Annotated in this window: 16 protein-coding genes; 7 read left to right on the top strand and 9 right to left on the bottom strand. The window is 61.6% G+C overall.

Features of this window, described 5'->3' with window-relative positions:
* The first annotated feature begins 426 nt into the window (after window positions 1–426).
* Window positions 427–1,170 carry a FadR/GntR family transcriptional regulator gene (locus AWB69_RS40410; protein WP_269447524.1) on the top strand — a complete coding sequence of 248 codons (744 nt, stop codon included), beginning with the start codon at window positions 427–429 and terminating at the stop codon, window positions 1,168–1,170.
* A complete protein-coding gene (locus tag AWB69_RS40405; protein ID WP_062092373.1) occupies window positions 1,171–2,583 on the top strand; it encodes an FAD-binding oxidoreductase in 1,413 nt (470 codons plus the stop codon).
* A gap of 45 nt (window positions 2,584–2,628) precedes the next feature.
* On the opposite strand, the gene AWB69_RS40400 is transcribed toward AWB69_RS40405, so the two are convergent.
* The 8 genes from AWB69_RS40400 to AWB69_RS40365 all read right to left on the bottom strand — a co-directional run bounded on the left by AWB69_RS40400 (window position 2,629) and on the right by AWB69_RS40365 (window position 9,747).
* Entirely contained in the window at window positions 2,629–3,630 is a 1,002-nt protein-coding gene (locus AWB69_RS40400; RefSeq protein WP_062092372.1) for a ketopantoate reductase family protein, read from the bottom strand.
* The gene (locus AWB69_RS40395; RefSeq protein WP_062092371.1) at window positions 3,627–4,403 is read right to left on the bottom strand and encodes a class II aldolase/adducin family protein; all 777 of its coding nucleotides are present in this window, start codon (window positions 4,401–4,403) and stop codon (window positions 3,627–3,629) included. The genes AWB69_RS40400 and AWB69_RS40395 overlap by 4 nt, the downstream gene beginning before the upstream one ends.
* 195 nt (window positions 4,404–4,598) lie before the next feature.
* Window positions 4,599–5,402 carry a 2-oxo-hept-4-ene-1,7-dioate hydratase gene (hpaH, locus tag AWB69_RS40390; RefSeq protein WP_062092370.1) on the bottom strand — a complete coding sequence of 268 codons (804 nt, stop codon included), beginning with the start codon at window positions 5,400–5,402 and terminating at the stop codon, window positions 4,599–4,601.
* 25 nt (window positions 5,403–5,427) lie between these two features.
* Window positions 5,428–5,826, bottom strand: coding sequence for a 5-carboxymethyl-2-hydroxymuconate Delta-isomerase (locus tag AWB69_RS40385; RefSeq protein WP_062092369.1), 399 nt, complete (start codon window positions 5,824–5,826; stop codon window positions 5,428–5,430).
* Between the two features lie 21 nt (window positions 5,827–5,847).
* Complete coding sequence (hpaD, locus tag AWB69_RS40380; protein WP_062092368.1) at window positions 5,848–6,711, bottom strand: 3,4-dihydroxyphenylacetate 2,3-dioxygenase; 864 nt, start codon at window positions 6,709–6,711, stop codon at window positions 5,848–5,850.
* 35 nt (window positions 6,712–6,746) lie between these two features.
* Complete coding sequence (hpaE, locus tag AWB69_RS40375) at window positions 6,747–8,204, bottom strand: 5-carboxymethyl-2-hydroxymuconate semialdehyde dehydrogenase (protein WP_062092376.1); 1,458 nt, start codon at window positions 8,202–8,204, stop codon at window positions 6,747–6,749.
* Between the two features lie 17 nt (window positions 8,205–8,221).
* Window positions 8,222–8,980 (bottom strand): fumarylacetoacetate hydrolase family protein, encoded by a 759-nt coding sequence (locus tag AWB69_RS40370; RefSeq protein WP_062092367.1) that lies wholly within the window; start codon window positions 8,978–8,980, stop codon window positions 8,222–8,224.
* Window positions 8,977–9,747: a fumarylacetoacetate hydrolase family protein gene (locus tag AWB69_RS40365; RefSeq protein ID WP_062092366.1), complete on the bottom strand. Its 771-nt coding sequence runs from the start codon at window positions 9,745–9,747 to the stop codon at window positions 8,977–8,979. The genes AWB69_RS40370 and AWB69_RS40365 overlap by 4 nt, the downstream gene beginning before the upstream one ends.
* 186 nt (window positions 9,748–9,933) lie before the next feature.
* On the opposite strand from AWB69_RS40365, the gene hpaR reads away from it, so the two are divergent.
* The 5 genes from hpaR (at window position 9,934) to AWB69_RS40340 (ending at window position 15,326) form a co-directional block, all read left to right on the top strand.
* Window positions 9,934–10,329, top strand: a complete 396-nt coding sequence (gene hpaR / locus AWB69_RS40360) for a homoprotocatechuate degradation operon regulator HpaR (protein WP_062092365.1) — start codon at window positions 9,934–9,936, stop codon at window positions 10,327–10,329.
* 319 nt (window positions 10,330–10,648) lie between these two features.
* Complete coding sequence (locus AWB69_RS40355; protein WP_082913807.1) at window positions 10,649–11,173, top strand: Csu type fimbrial protein; 525 nt, start codon at window positions 10,649–10,651, stop codon at window positions 11,171–11,173.
* 17 nt (window positions 11,174–11,190) lie between these two features.
* On the top strand, window positions 11,191–11,916 hold the full coding sequence (locus tag AWB69_RS40350) for a fimbrial biogenesis chaperone (protein WP_062092363.1): 726 nt from the start codon (window positions 11,191–11,193) through the stop codon (window positions 11,914–11,916).
* A gap of 153 nt (window positions 11,917–12,069) precedes the next feature.
* The gene (locus AWB69_RS40345; protein ID WP_062092362.1) at window positions 12,070–14,367 is read left to right on the top strand and encodes a fimbria/pilus outer membrane usher protein; all 2,298 of its coding nucleotides are present in this window, start codon (window positions 12,070–12,072) and stop codon (window positions 14,365–14,367) included.
* Window positions 14,368–14,375: 8 nt separating this feature from the next.
* Window positions 14,376–15,326, top strand: a complete 951-nt coding sequence (locus AWB69_RS40340) for a Csu type fimbrial protein (protein WP_231937391.1) — start codon at window positions 14,376–14,378, stop codon at window positions 15,324–15,326.
* A gap of 44 nt (window positions 15,327–15,370) precedes the next feature.
* Here the strand turns inward: AWB69_RS40340 and AWB69_RS40335 are convergent, their stop codons facing one another.
* Window positions 15,371–15,646, bottom strand: a complete 276-nt coding sequence (locus tag AWB69_RS40335; protein ID WP_156529147.1) for a hypothetical protein — start codon at window positions 15,644–15,646, stop codon at window positions 15,371–15,373.
* Between the last annotated feature and the right edge of the window lie 168 nt (window positions 15,647–15,814).

Here is a 15,814-nt window from a genome sequence, read left to right as displayed (position 1 = left end):
GCGCTCGAGATACAGCGCGGTCATGCCGGGGTCGGAGGGATCGTCGAACCAGCGGCGGCTACGCAGGCGCGGCGTTGCGGTTTCGTCCGCGCTGTTTGTATGGGTGGGATTGGATGGGTTCATAAGCGTGAATGTCTCAGGTTCGTTTTATAGGGGAACAGCTGGGCGGCTTGGCGCGTGTATTCGGCAAGCTGCGGTTCGCCGTTCAAGAGCACTTGTAGATTGTGTCCAACGAGGCAGGCCATTACCGTACGGGTTTCTACTGTCACGCTGGATCTGTGCGGTTGCGTCGCTCCTGTGATGGGGCGCATGCGGACGTCAACTCAACTCTGCGACAGCGAGAATCTTCCCTATTCACTCGCCAAAAGTTTTCATATAACATGCAAACCGGATAACCTGAAACCAACGGCTGAAGCCCGGACCCCAGTGACAAAAGCGCTAACCCTGACCCAGCAGGTCGCCCAGCAAATGACCGGCGATATCCGCGACGGGGTTTACCCGGTCGGCACCAAGCTTCCTTCGGGCAAGGATCTGGCCGCGCGCTTTGGCGTCAGCCAGTCGGTGATCCGCGAAGTGACGGAGCGGCTGCGCTCGAATGGGCTGATCGACAGCCGGCAGGGCGCGGGTTGCACCGTGAAGGCTCGCACGGAAACGGGCGGTTTCCGCGTCCCGCATGCGGTCGGCGCGGACCGGGCGGACCTGGCTGACGTCTACGAGCTGCGGCTCGATCTGGAGGGCGCAGCAGCGGCGCTGGCTGCCGTGCGCCGGACGGACGCGGACATCGACGCACTGGCGGCCATTCTCAAATCGCTCGCGGACAACCTCTACACCCCGGACCACGCGGTGGAGCTGGATATTGCGTTCCATGTAGCGATCGCCGATGCCACCCACAACCGCTACTACGTCGATCTGCTCCAGTACCTCAACCTCCAGATCCGCCAGACCGTGCAGACGGCCCGCACGCATTCGCTTGCGCGCCAGCGTCTGCCCGACGAAGTGCACCGCGAACACATCCGCGTATTCGAAGCGATCCGCGCCGGCGATCCTGTGGCTGCGCGTGTTGCCGCGACCTCGCATCTGCAGAATGCGGCCGCCCGCCTGAACCTCGTGATTCCCGGGCGCGACGCGCTCAACAGCGCCGCCACCCCAAGCCCATTGACGAGCGAATAAATGACCGACTCTTCCTTCCCCCAACGCCTGATCGACAAGCTTGGATCTGATGCCGTCATCACGGCCCCCGACGACATCGCGCCGTGGCTGTCGGACTGGCGCGGCATGTACACGGGCCACGCGCAAGCGGTCGTGCGTCCGTCGAGCACGGAAGACGTGGCAGCAGCTCTCGCGCTCTGCTCGGACGCCCGCGTGCCGGTCGTACCTCGCGGCGGCAACACAGGCCTGTGCGGCGGCGCCACGCCTGATGCCAGCCCCGCGAACGTGATCCTGAGCCTGGACCGGATGCACGCCGTTCGCAGTATCGATACGATCGGCAACACGATGGTGGCCGAAGCCGGCTGCATTCTCGGCAACCTGCGGCGGGCCGCCGCCGATCAACATCGCCTGCTGCCGCTCAGCCTCGCCGCCGAAGACTCATGCCAGTTGGGCGGCAACCTGTCGACGAACGCGGGCGGCGTCAATGTCGTGCGCTACGGCATGACGCGGGAGCTGGTGCTCGGCCTCGAAGCGGTGCTGCCGAACGGCGAGATCTTTCACGGCCTGCGCACGCTGCGCAAGGACAACACCGGTTATGACCTGAAGCAATTGCTGATAGGCGCGGAAGGGACGCTTGGCGTCATCACCGCCGCGGCGCTGCGGCTGTATCCACGCAACGACGTGCGGGTGGTCGTGCTGGCCGCCGTGAATTCGTCGCAGCAGGCGCTCGATCTTTTCGAACTCCTGTTCGAACGCGGCGGCCCGCGCATGCAGGCGTTCGAATTCTTCACCGCCGAAAGCCTCGACATGGTGCTTGAGCAGGTCGAGGGTATGCGTGCGCCGTTCGCTGAACGTCATCCGGCTTATGTGTTGATTGAACTCGCGGATACCGTCAATGAAGCCGCGTTGCGCGAACTCGTGGAGACGGTGATTGGCGAGGCGCTTGAACGTGAGTTATGTGCGGATGCTGCGGTATCCGAATCAATTGCGCAGGTGAACAGTATGTGGCGGCTTCGCGAGGAAATCTCCGAAGCGCAGCGCGCGGACGGTCCACATGTGAAGCATGACGTCTCGCTGCCGATTGCTTCCATTCCCGCATTCCTTGCCTCGGCGGGCGAGCGTATCGACAAGCATCATGCCGGCGTGCGCCTGATTGTGTTCGGCCATTTCGGCGATGGCAATCTTCACTACAATCTCTCGCGCCCGGTTGGCACGCCGCGCGATTTCTTCAAGCAGCATGGAGAGGGATTGACCGCGGAGGTGCTGGACGAAGTGGCGCGTTATGGCGGCAGCATCAGCGCGGAACACGGTATTGGACAGCTGAAGCGCGAGTATTTCAGCCGCTATAAAGACCCGCTGGAAATCCGCCTGATGCGCGAGATTCGAAGGGTTTTTGATCCCCACGGCATCATGAACCCGGGCAAGATTTTCTAATAAAGCCGCCGCAAGGTTCAGGTCGTGGATGGTAGCGTGCCTAGCCTAGCCCTTCGGTGCGCCCAGATTGGCGTTCAACTGGCCGGCAAGCCCATACAGCACGCTAAGAAACGGCACCGGGATTCCCGCTTTCGCGGCCAGTTCATGAGGCGCACCCAGGATCGCTTCGATCTCCAGTTGACGGCCTGCTTCCACGTCCTGGAGCATAGACGTCTTGAACGCACCGAGCTTGCGGGTTTGTGCGTTACGCGCCTCTGCGGTCATGTTCAGTTCAATTCCGATCTGCTCGCCGATCCGCCGCGCTTCTTCCATGATCGAGACTACAAGCTGCGCCGTCAGCGGGTCGTCGAGAATCACGTCGGCGTTCGAACGGGTGATCGCGCTGATGGGGTTCATGGTCATGTTGCCCCACAGCTTTGCCCAAATATCGCTGCGAATCTCGCTTGATGTTGTTACGTCGAACTGAGCGAGCCGCAACAGTTCGATAGCATGGGCCGCCTGAGCGGTGACGCTTGCCGCAGCGGGTCCGACAATAAGCTGGTTGCCATTGCCCTTCCTGATCACGCCGGGTTCGGCTATTGACGAGGAAAGATGCACGACGCAGCCGGAGACTTGCGACGGCGGCAGCGCAGACGACACAACACCCTCCGGATCGACCGATTCGAGCCGTTGTCCTTCAAGGCGGCCACCAAACGCGTTGAGGAACCACCAGGGCACGCCGTTCATTGCCGAAACAATATGTGTGCCGGCGTTCACCAGCGGCGCCAGCGAACGGGCTGCCTGTATCAACGCGGGTCCCTTCAGGCAGATGAACAGCAGGTCCTGTGCGCCGAGCAAGCCGGGTTGATCGGTTGCGTTGACATTGACCACATAACGGTCATCGCCCTCCATGACGGTCAAGCCGTTGCGTTGTATGGCGTCAAGGTGCGGTCCGCGCGCGAGGAGGTTCACCGCGAGGCCGGCACGCGCCAGACGCGCGGCAACGATACCGCCAATGGCGCCCCCGCCGACGACGGTTATTTTGGTGGCTTGCTGATTCAAATCTATCCCCTGTACGAAGCGTCGGTGCGATCCACGCGTCGAATGAGTGCGGCAAGGACATTCTCGCCGGCGCCGTGCGCGGGAGAGAATTGTAGCGAATCCCGTGTGGTGCCTTTCACGATTTCATCGCTGATGGGCAAGGTATTTCCACGCATGGAATGCGTGACGACCTGAATCTCGCACGCGCGGTTCAAGGTCCATAGCAACGCGAATGCGTGAGCCAGCGTGGTTCCGTGCGAGAGCAGCCCGTGGTTCCGAAGGATCAGAAGGCGCTTGTTGCCCATGGAGCCTAGCAGCCTCGATTTCTCTTCGTCGTGGACGGTGATGCCCTCGAACGGATGGTAGGCGACCATGTCGTGGAGCTGGGCGGAGTAGAAGTTCGTGTACGACAAACCGTCCTCCATGCACGCGACCGAGAGTCCGGCCGTTGTATGGGTATGCATGACGCAATGCGCGTCTTCCACATGCTCGTGGATCGCGCTATGAATGACGAAACCCGCGGGATTGATCGGGTAATCCGATGGACTCAGGATCTTGCCGTTCAGATCGATCTTGACCAGGTTGGACGCGGTGACTTCGTCGAAAGTCAGCCCGAAAGGGTTGATCAGGAAGTGCTTGTCCGGTCCGGGTACACGCAACGTAATGTGATTGAAGATCAGCTCGGTCCAGCCGAGCATATGAAACACGCGATACGTTGCGGCGAGCTTGAGCCGGGCCTCCCATTCGTCAGGCGAACACCATGCGGGTGCGGGCGGCGTGCTACGTTCGTTAGCGGTCACAGTGTGTCTCCTCAGACTGCCGTGGTGCGGGCAGTCAAGTTCAGGAATGGCTTATTCTGCACTTGTGGGCTGCGCACCGCAGCACCTGTCTGTCGATTCAGTAAGCGCCATCGCCGGAACGAGCTGGCGCGTCAGGCTGTTTTCCAAACTGCGCGGCAAGGTCCGTGGCGGATTGGATTCATAAGGTCGCGCTACCTAAACGAAATGAAGACCGATTGCACCCAACGGACCGTAGTCCACATGGAATGTGTCGCCGGCAAGGGCCTTGACGGGTGCGGTGAACGAGCCCGCGAGAATCACGTCACCCGCGCGCAGGGACTCACCGTACGGAGCAATCTTGTTGGCGAGCCACGCAACGCCGGTGGCAGGATGATTCAGCACGGCTGCAGCCAGGCCGCTTTCTTCTATCGCCCCGTTCTTGTAGAGCAACGCGCCGACCCAGCGCAAGTCCACGTCGAGCGGACGCACGGGCCGTCCGCCCAGGACGATCGCGGCATTGGCGGCGAAGTCCGAGATGGTGTCATAGACCTTGCGCGGGGCGTTCGTTTCTCGATCGAACTGCTCGATGCGGGCGTCGATGATCTCGACTGCGGGCGACACATAAGCGGTTGCATCGAGCACATCGAACAGCGTGACGCCGGGTCCTTTCAGCGGCTTGTTCAAGATGAACGCAAGTTCGACTTCAACGCGCGGGGCGATGAATCTGTCGGCGCGTATGTCCTGTCCGCTTTCGATGAACATGGTGTCCATCAGCGGCGCGTAGTCGGGTTCGCTGATCTGCGACGCACGCTGCATGGCGCGCGACGTCAGTCCGATCTTGCGGCCCTTGATGACCTGTCCTTCCGCAAGCTTGAGCTTGAGCCATTCGCTCTGGATCGCGTAACCGTCGTCAACGGTCATCTCCGGATAGGTGCGGGAAAAATGCCGCAACTGGGTCCGGGTCTTCTCCGCACGATCGAGCTGTAACGCAAGGTCGTGAATTGTCTTCTGGTCCAGCATGGTCGGGATCCCGTGTTAGCCGCGTTCAGGTCTTGAGGCGGGCGTGGAGATTATTGTGTTTCCATGTGCCTGCTTCGCTGAACTCGTTGATCTCCATCGACAGTGCGAGGCCACGCGTGGCGAATTCATCGGCGAAATGTTCCTTGATAAGGGCGAACAGGGTCTCGCCCGTGGCCTGGCGAATTTCCGGCGAACGCCCCGCGCCGATCTTGAGGTTCGCGTGCAGGAAGGCTGCGTCAGGCCGTCCGTCCGCGACGCAATAGTGTTGGCACCGCAACGCGCGCACGCGGATGCCGCCAAGCGGAAAGACCCGTTGCTCCCCATCGCGCTGCGCGTCCAGGCAGCGGGCCAGCTTGTTGCATAGTTCACCGATGCGTTTTTCATCGGCAAGGTTGGCGCTATATTCGAGTGTCAGGTGCGGCACGGTAATGTCCTCAGCGTTCGGTCACACGGGCAGCGGCGTCACCGGGAAAATGGCGTTGATCTGGCCGGTTCCCGAACTGCCGAAATAGGGTGTCACCACTTCGGCCTTGCCTTCATAGCGGTCCCAGCCGAGCGCGCCCAACAGCATGGCGGTGTCGTGCATGCCCCCTTCACCCCAGCATTTTTCGCTGTAGAGCGGCAGCATCTCGCAGAAGGTCGGCCAGTCGCCGCGTTCCCACAACTCGACGACCCTGCGATCCATTTGTTCGAGGAACGGACTCCAGACCTTGTGCATGAATTGCTCGGCCGTGCCGTTGTTCGCGAAGTGATGACTCAGCGAGCCGCTTGCGAGGATGGCGACCGTCCCGTCGTAACGCTCCTCTATCGCACGGCGCACCGCGAGGCCGAAACGCGCGCTGGTTTCGAGGTCATGCCACATGCACCAGCCGGCAACGGAGACGGTCTTGAAATGCTGGTCGGCGTTCATGTAACGCATGGGGACCAGCGTGCCGTATTCGAATTCGAGTGTGGTGTCGCTATGGGCCCGGCTCTTGACGCCCATTTCGTTGGCCACGTCCGCTATCAGATGGCCGAGGCCCGTGTTGCCCGGGTAGGCGTAGGGCATGTTCTTGATGAAGTGCGGCAGTTCGTTGCTGGTGTAGACGCCTTCGAAGCGGGGGTTGCAGTTGATGTGGTATTCGCTGTTGACGAGCCAGTGCACGTCGAATACGACGATGGTGTCGACGCCCAGTTCGCGGCAGCGCCTGCCGATCTCATGATGCCCGTCGATAGCGCTCTGACGACATCCCTTGTGCGGACCGTCGAGCTCGGACAGATACAACGACGGCACGTGCGTGACCTTTGCTGCCAGCGCGAGCTTGCCCATCGCGGTCTCCTTTGTTTGATTGCGCGAGCGCCGGGCTACAGGCCCCAGCGGGGGATGTGATGCGATCCGAGCGACACGCAGATATTCTTTGGTTCGAGAAAAACGTCATAGCTCCACGTGCCGCCTTCGCGTCCCACACCCGACGCCTTGGTGCCCCCGAAAGGTTGCCGCAGATCCCGCACATTCTGGCTGTTGACGAAACACATCCCCGCTTCAATTGCCGCCGCTACCCGATGGGCACGACCGGTGTTCTCGGTCCAGACATAACTCGACAATCCGTACGCGATATCGTTGGCGAGCTGAACGGCGTGGGTCTCGTCGTCGAAGGGAATCAGGCACGCCACCGGCCCGAAGATCTCTTCCTGCGCAATACGCATGCGATTGTCCACGTCCACGAACACGGTGGGCGAGACATAGTTGCCTTTTCTCAGCGATGCAGGCAGGTCGGGTGTTTCCAGTCCGCCACACGCAAGCGTGGCGCCTTCCTTTGGTCCCAGCTCGATATAGCTGCGGACCTTGGCGAGATGGGCCTGACTGATCATGGGACCAATGACCGTCTTTTCGTCGAGCGGATCGCCAACCACAAGCCGCTTCGCCCGCTCGATAAAACGCTCGGCAAACGTGGCGTAGATCGAGCGCTGCACCAGGATGCGCGATCCTGCCGTGCACCGCTCGCCGTTGTTCGAAAAGATCATGAAGACTGCGGCGTCGAGCGCGCGTTCGAAGTCGGCATCGTCGAAAATGACGAACGGCGACTTGCCGCCCAGTTCCATCGAAAACTTTTTCAGGCCGGCCGTTTGAACGATCCGGTTGCCCGTAGCCGTCGATCCGGTAAAGGAGACTGCACGAACGTCGGGATGGGCCACCAGCGGCTCACCGGTCTCCTTGCCGAAGCCATGCACCACGTTCAGCACCCCGGCGGGAATGCCGGCTTCGAGGGCGAGATTTCCCAGCATGGAAGCGGTCAGCGGTGACAGTTCGCTCATCTTGAGCACTGCCGTGTTGCCGAACGCAAGACAGGGCGCGACCTTCCATGTAGCCGTCATGAACGGCACGTTCCAGGGTGAAATCAGCGCGCATACGCCAACGGGATGGAACAAGGTGTAGTTCAGGTGCGAACTGGTCGGATACGTGTGGCCGTCGACCCGCGTGCACATTTCGGCGAAGTAGCTGAAGTTGTCGGCGGCGCGCGGAATCAGTTGCTTGCCGGTCTGCGAGATGGTCTGGCCGGTGTCCTTCGTTTCCGTTTCGGATAGGTCCGGCACGTTCTTCGCGATCAGTTCGCCAAGCCGCGCGATCAGCATCGCACGCTCAGCCGCGGGTTTGCCGGCCCACGCGGGAAAGGCTTCTTTCGCGGCACGCACGGCTGAATCGATCTCTTCAGGCGTGCCCCGTGCGACCTCGGCCAGCACCTCCTGGTTCGCGGGATTCACGGTGTCGAAATAGTCGCGTGCGGCATGCGGCCGGCCGTTGATCAGATGTTCGATTCGCATGGTGTTCCCGTGGTCGATCAACCGCATCCGAAGTCCGCGTCTGACGCTATGACATTGACAAGCCGGCCGAGACCTTCGATCTCGCACACGACCTCGTCGCCTGCATTGACGTTCACGACTCCCTCGGGTGTCCCGGTGAGGATGATGTCGCCGGGCGCGAGTGTCATGAAGCCGCTCAGATATTCAATCAGTGCCGGAATGTCCGTCACCAGGTCGCGGGTGTTGCCCCGCTGCTGGAGCGCGCCATTGACGACGGTGCGCAATTCCAGTTGCGTGATGTCGGCGATATCCCCGGCATCAACGAACCAGGGTCCCAGCACTGTCCCACCGTCGCGATTTTTTACGCGCAGGTTAGGGCGATAGTAGTTCTCGAGGTAATCGCGGATTGCGTAGTCGTTGGCGATCGTATAACCGGCGACGTAATCCAACGCTGCTTCGCGCCGCACGTTCTTCGCGGTGCGTCCGATCACCACCGCAAGCTCGCATTCGTAGTGCATGAAAGCAACGCCGGCGGGACGGCGTGTCACTCCGCGATGACCGATGACGGTGCCCGGCCCCTTGAGAAAAACCAGCGGTTCTTCCTGGCTGGAGAATTGCAGTTCCTTCGCGTGTTCGGCGTAGTTGAGGCCCAACGCGAAGATTGTGCCGACCTCGATTGGCGGCAGCCAGACTACCTCGTGCTCCTGCCTGACGCGTCCGTCAGCGAGACGAACGTTATCGCCCTCCGGGTAAGCCTCATGAATTGCACCTGCATAGGCTACGCGGCCGCGTTTCATGGCTGTTCTCCGCAGGCATCCTCGCCGACAAATGACACGTGCAAGGGTGCCCAGGCTCCGATGGAAAGCGTGGCTTCATCGCCCACTCGCGCAACGGGCGAGCCGTGCGGCACGCCAAGCGTGAGCACATCGCCCGCGGCCAGCGTCATGAACTCGGTCACATCGGCAATGAGCGTTGCGACGTTACGCACTGAAGACGCGGTGCCGGCGACGAACGCGGGTTTGCCCGCTATTTTCACGGTGATCGTCAGGCTGTCGGGGTCCGCAACGTGACGCCGGGCGACGACCGTCGGGCCGATCACGCAGAATTTGTCCCGCGCACGAAAGCGCACTGACGGCCGGTAGACGCTTGCATGCGGCACGCTGATGTCAGCCACGATGGTGTAACCGGCCACGTAGTCGAACGCTTGTTCGACACTCACGCGGGTTGCCGTGCGCCCGATCACGATGCCGAGCGATGCACCGACTTCCACACCCGTTGCATCCTCCGGGATCGCGACCCGCGCACCATGCCCCGCGAGCGTATTGCGCGGTTTGAGATAGAGGATGGGCGCTTTCGGTGGCGCTTTATACGGCGCGGCGTTCATGGTGTCGCCGAGTGCGAGCAGGGCGGCGCGGTCGTTGAGCAAGGTCCCATAGACCGCGCCCGTGACCGGCGGCCTGCACCCTGCATCCGACGATAGGAGTGCGAGCACCTGTTGCGCGTCGACGTCCCGCGGCAGCGGGTCACCCTCGATATGGATCAGGTAGTCAGCAAATGTAAACATGGTCCCTGTTCTCTTCAATAAAACACTAACATGTGAGTATTGTGCTGCTTGATATGATTGGGGGTCAACCAATTCCCCTCTGTTCATGGGTTTTCCCTAGGCGTCTCTCCAGCCCGGCCGTTCGTACTTTTATCCTTCGCCATGTCCGCAAAAGCCACTACCCGAACGCTTCATCGAAACTTGCCGATGCTGTTGCTGCGCGCACGAGAAAAAATGATGGAGCGGTTCAGGCCGCTGCTCACCGCGAATGGGCTGACCGAACAACAATGGCGCGTGATTCGCGCGCTCAACGAAAACGGGCCAATGGAGCCGCGGCAAATCTCCGATATCTGCACCATTTCCAGCCCGAGCATGGCGGGCGTGCTGGCGCGCATGGAGGCCATGGAGCTCATTACAAAGGAACGCTTCGCCGATGACCAGCGCAGGATTCTGGTGTCATTGACGAAGAAGAGCATTGGCCTGGTGCGCGTGATCTCGAAGGATCTCGAGGCGCGCTACCGGGAATTGGAACGCACGGTAGGGCCGGAAGTGGTGGAGCGCGTTTATAGCGCAATTGACGATCTGCTTGCGGGTCTTGAATAAGCAACGGGTTTTAAGCGACGGGATTTGTTTCACGGAGCATGACGCTCGCCGTTTGAAAGCTTTCATCGCGCTTGTCATTTAAACGCGTCGGATTGGGAGCGTGGCATTAAATCGCGGGCAATGATGGGCCGTCCATTATTACAAGCTTGCACAAGCCTGTCCGGCTTCTACACCGTACTCCGTTAAACCGCTATAAGGTGAAACACGGTTTCGTATTATTTAATTTGGAGAACCGGTATTCGAAAGGTAGTATGTCTAACAGCTGAAAGAACAGGCCTGTCACGTTATTCAGGCCGGGATATACGAGAGGATTCACAAGATGAAGCCAAGTCTCATTTTGTCCACGCTCACCGGCGTCCTGGTTTCTGCGCAGGTCATACCCGTCGCAAACGCCGCTATCTATTCAAACGGCACCAACACCACGACGTTTAACGTCACGCTCACATTGCAGGCGAATTGCACGATCTCGGCAACACCGCTGAGCTTCGGCACGAATGGCGTGCTGGCCACTGCGATCAACCAGCAAACTACTCTCGCGGTGACCTGCACGAACACCACGCCTTACAACGTCGGACTGGACGGCGGCAATGTGGCGAGTTCGACTGTTACCGCCCGGTTGCTGGCCGGCACGGCCACGGGAAATACCGGTACCACCGTAGGCTTCCAGTTGTATCAGGACGCCGGACACACGACTGTATGGGGCACCACCCAAGGCACGAATACCGTCGCTGGAACGGGCACCGGGTCCTCGCAATCGCTCACGGTTTATGGCCAGGTGCCTCCGCAAGCCACACCGAAACCGGATCTCTACCAAACTACCGTCACTGCAACGGTCTATTTTTGATCGCCGCCGGCAGTGCAATGGTTAGGAGATCGAATTTCCTTGCGCTCTTGCTGTTCTTAGTACCGCTGAGCGTACAGGCCGCCACGCTGCAGATTTCACCCGTGATGGTGGACCTCCAGTCGAACGAAAGCGCAACGGGCATCACGCTCCGGAACCCGGGGGACCGCCCGCTTTACGGTCAGGTGCGCGTGTATCGCTGGGACCAGTCGAATCAAGATGACACGCTGACGCCGACGCAGGAGCTGGTCGCGAGCCCGCCGTTGATCCAGATCTCCGCGCAGGCCGATCAACTCGTCCGGCTGGTGCGTACCACGCCGGCTCCGGTCGCGGCGGAGCAGAGCTACCGGATCCTTATCGACGAACTCCCCGCGCCGGATGCAGCGCCCACCGGCGGCGTGATGATCCGCCTGCGTTATTCCGTGCCGGTGTTCGTGGAACCGGCGGGCAAGGCGGAACAACCGGTGCTTTCCTGGCACCTCGTTCGTGACGGCCAGGGCTGGGCCTTGCGTGTTGACAACAATGGTCAGAGGCGTGCGCAAATCGCCGCCGTTCAACTGGTGGACAGCGCGGGCAAGGTCTATGAGATCAACAAGGGACTGCTCGGTTATGCACTGGCCGGGCGTACACGCCAATGGACGGTGCCGCTGCCGGCCGACGCCGACCTGCGCGGCTCCGTGAAGGTGCGGGCGGCGGTCAACTCGCTGCCGTCCGAAGCTGCCGTCACGGTGGGACAGCCGGGATAGGCGAGGGCATGACTTCATCGCTGCGTGCCGTATGTCCATGTGCCCGCGCAGCGCCGGACGTTGACATGGTGCGTCCCCATTCAATCGATGAGAATCCGACGACGGCCAATACGTCACCTGAACCGCCTCCGCATCGCGCTAGTCGCCACGGGGATGAACGCCGTCCTTTCCTGCATGCCCGCCTACGCGCAAACACCGCAGCTTCCCCCGCCATTGAGCACAAACCTGCCACACGATGTGTACCTGGAAGTGGAAGTCAACGGCCAGCGCACCTCCATGATCGCCCAGTTTCGTGAGTTGAACGGGCATCTTGCCGCGAAGGGCAAGGACCTGGACAGCATCGGGATCGCACTTGACCGGCTCGGTATTGCGGACACGGCCGAAGTGCAACTGGATTCCATTGCCGGACTTCGCTACACCTACGACGCTGCGCGCCAGACTGTGTCCCTGGAGATTCCGGACAACCTTCGCAAGCCCTATACCTTCAATACCCGCGCACAGGCCAGGACGCCTCCGGCGACTTCGTCGCGCGGCCTGCTGATCAACTACGATGCGTACGCGCAAAGCAGCACGGACGCGCAGCTCGCGATCTGGAGCGAGGAACGATACTTCGATCCCACCGGTGTATTCAGTAATACCGGCATCATGTACCTGTATCGCAACGATCGCCGCTATACGCGTTACGACACATCATGGAGCATATCCGACCCGGTCGCGTTGGATACGAAGCAGTTCGGCGACACCATCTCGTCGTCGCTCGCGTGGTCGCGCTCGGTGCGCATCGGCGGGTTCCAGTGGCGCAGCAATTTCGCGTTGCGCCCGGACCTGGTGACGTTTCCCGTGCCCGCGTTTGCAGGGTCCGCGGTGGTGCCGTCGTCGGTGGACCTTTATATCAACAGTGTCCGGCAGTACAGCGGCAACGTGCCCAGCGGGCCGTTCATTGTCAACAACGTGCCGGGCATCACCGGAGGCGGCCAGGCCACCGTCATCACGCGCGACGCGCTCGGCCGCACGGTCGCAACCTCGCTGCCGCTGTATGTGGATACGCGCCTGCTTGCCACCGGACTTTCCAGCTATTCGTTCGAGGCGGGTTTCCTGCGCCGTTCATACGGCCTGGACTCGTTCGACTATGACCCGCGGCCGGCAGTCAGCGGCTCGGCGCGATATGGCGTCAACGATCTGCTGACGGTCGAGGCGCATACCGAGGCCACCAGCGGGCTCTACAACGCTGGTGGCGGGGCGCTGGTGCGGCTTGGCATGGCCGGCGTCGTGAATGGGTCACTGTCGGCCAGCGCGGGGCGTCTGGCCGGTACGCAGGCAAGCCTCGGCTATGAACTGGTCGAGCCGCATCTTTCCATCGATGCACAGACTATTCGCGCGTTCGGCAACTACGGAGATCTTGCGGCCCGGGACGGTACGCCTGTCCCGACCGCGACGGACCGCGTGACGCTGGCGTTGCCGCTCTTCGCCAGCCAGACCTTCTCGGTGAGCTATATCGGCTTCAAGTTTCCGCAGGCGCAACCTTCGCAAATCGGTTCGGCATCCTACACGGTTAATTTCGGCAACCTGGCGTCGCTCAATCTCAGCGCCTATAAGGACTTCAAGCAGCACGATTCGCGCGGCGTGTTCCTGAGCGTGAGTTTCGGCCTGGGCAGGAACACGTCCGTCAACGCAAACGTGGGCAGGCAGAACGGGCAGTCCAACTACAACGTCAACGCCACCCGTCCCCCCGACTACGATGGCGGTTGGGGTTGGGGCGTGCAGACTGGCGACGCGGGCGCCGCGCCTTATCGGCAGGCCCAGGTGCAGTATCTCGGCAAGGGCGGCGAGGTGACAGTAGTCGGGCAGGATATCAACGGGCAGGGCACCGCGTCGCTCGATGTCACCGGCACCGTGGTCCTGATGGACGGCAGCGTGCAACCGTCGCGGCGCATCTACGACGGCTTCGCGCTGGTGTCGACCGATGGCGTGGCGGGGATCCCCGTGCTGCGCGAGAACCGGGTGATCGGCGTGACCGATAGCGGCGGCCATTTTCTCGTGCCCGATCTCAACTCGTATCAGCACAACCAGGTGGGTATCGACGGCATGAGGCTGCCCGCCGATGCGCGCATCGACACGACTTCGATGGATCTCGTGCCGCAGGCGCAGTCGGGCGTGCTGGCGCGTTTCGGGGTGACACGGTATAGCGCCGCCTCGGTGATCCTGCAGGGACCCGACGGCAAGTTGCTGCCACCGGGGGCGGCCGTTCATCACGAGGAAAGCGGCAAGGATACGATCGTCGGCTACGACGGGCTGACCTTTGTCGAAGGTCTGCAGCCCGACAATCATTTAGTTATCGAAAGTGGTTCGCTGCATTGCAGTGTCGAATTTGCCTTCGAGCGGCCGGGCGATGCTTCGCTGCCGATTATCGGCCCGTTGACCTGCCGTCCAACTGCAGGGAAGGCGCGATGAGACGGATCATGTTTCTTGTGTTTGTCGTGGCCCTCGCGCTGGGTGTGCCGGAGCGCGCGAGCGCGCAGAGCTGCGCGGCGGTTGCGACGGCGATCAGTTTCGGCTCGGTGAGTCCGATCAGCGGCGCCGCTGTCGCCACGACCGGCAGCGTCAGCGTGACGTGCACGTGGCCCCTCGTCTCGCTGGTGCCGAACGCCCAGGTGTGCCTGAACCTGGGCGGCACCAGTCCGCGCTCGATGACCAACGGCACCGGCCAGTTGCAGTACGACCTGTATCAGGACGCGGGGCACTCGCTGACTTGGGGGTCGATCTATTCCGGCACCACGCCGATATCGCTTACGCTGGTCAAACCCGCGCTTGGCACGAGCGCGACCCAGGCCGTGACCATCTATGGACAGGTCAGCGCGAACCAGCCGACAGTGCCGACCATCGGTAACGCCAGTACGATCTACACCCAAGGGTTTGGCGGCACCCAGACATCAATCAACGCGGGCTTTTATCTGCTGGGGGCGCCGACCTGCGCGTCGCTGACGGCTTCCGGAGGCACCTTTGTCTTCAGCACTTCAGCGACGGTAGTGAACAACTGCAACATCAGCGCGACGAACCTCAATTTCGGGGCCGCCGGCCTCTTGAGCAGTGCGTTGAAAGCCACGGCGTCCATCACGGCGCAATGCACCAACGGTGACGCGTACCGGATTGCGTTGAACGGCGGCACGACCGCCAATGTGGCGGCGCGGCAGATGGCGCGCACGGGAGGGGGTGGCGCGGTGAACTACCAACTCTACGTTGACGCGGGCCTGACTACCGCCTGGGGCGACGGCACCGCGGGCACGACGCAGGCGACCGGCACGGGCACCGGCAATTCACAGATACTGACCGTCTACGGTGTAGTGCCCGCGCAAACGACACCTGCGCCGGGCGCATATACAGACACGATTACCGCCACGATCAGTTTTTGAAACTGCATGGCGGCGGGGCCCTGGGAGCGTGCTCGAACGGTTGCTTAGAAGCCCACCATCCACACCGTGGACTGCCCGGCGCCGCGACTGGCGTACTGAACCGTTGAGACGGGCTGGGCTGGATCGAGAGCCACGAGCGCAATGTCGTAAGGCTGGCCATGCAGGCAGGATACGCTCGGCTTCGCGACGACCGCAGGCTCGGTGGCCGACTGAATCACGCAGCTTTCCTGCACCACCAGGCTGACCGATAGCGTGGCCAGTTCCGTCGGCGATACATCCGATGCAAACACGCCCAGCGTCATTGCCGCGAGTGTGAGCATTTTGTTTCTCTGCAGCATATGAAATGGAATAGTGGTGCCGTTGGTGCACACGTGCCCTGTTCGCAGCACGCCGAAAGCGGTCCGGACGCACTCCCCGAAGCCGCTCTCCAGTTCTATCGGCACATGGGCCCGAGACTTTAGCGGCATTGCGCAGAATAAGCCTTCCCG

Source organism: Caballeronia udeis, assembly GCF_001544555.2.
GTDB classification, from domain to species: Bacteria; Pseudomonadota; Gammaproteobacteria; order Burkholderiales; family Burkholderiaceae; genus Caballeronia; species Caballeronia udeis.
Note: the sequence above shows the minus strand (reverse complement) of the source record. Positions and strands in the feature narration are given on the sequence as shown.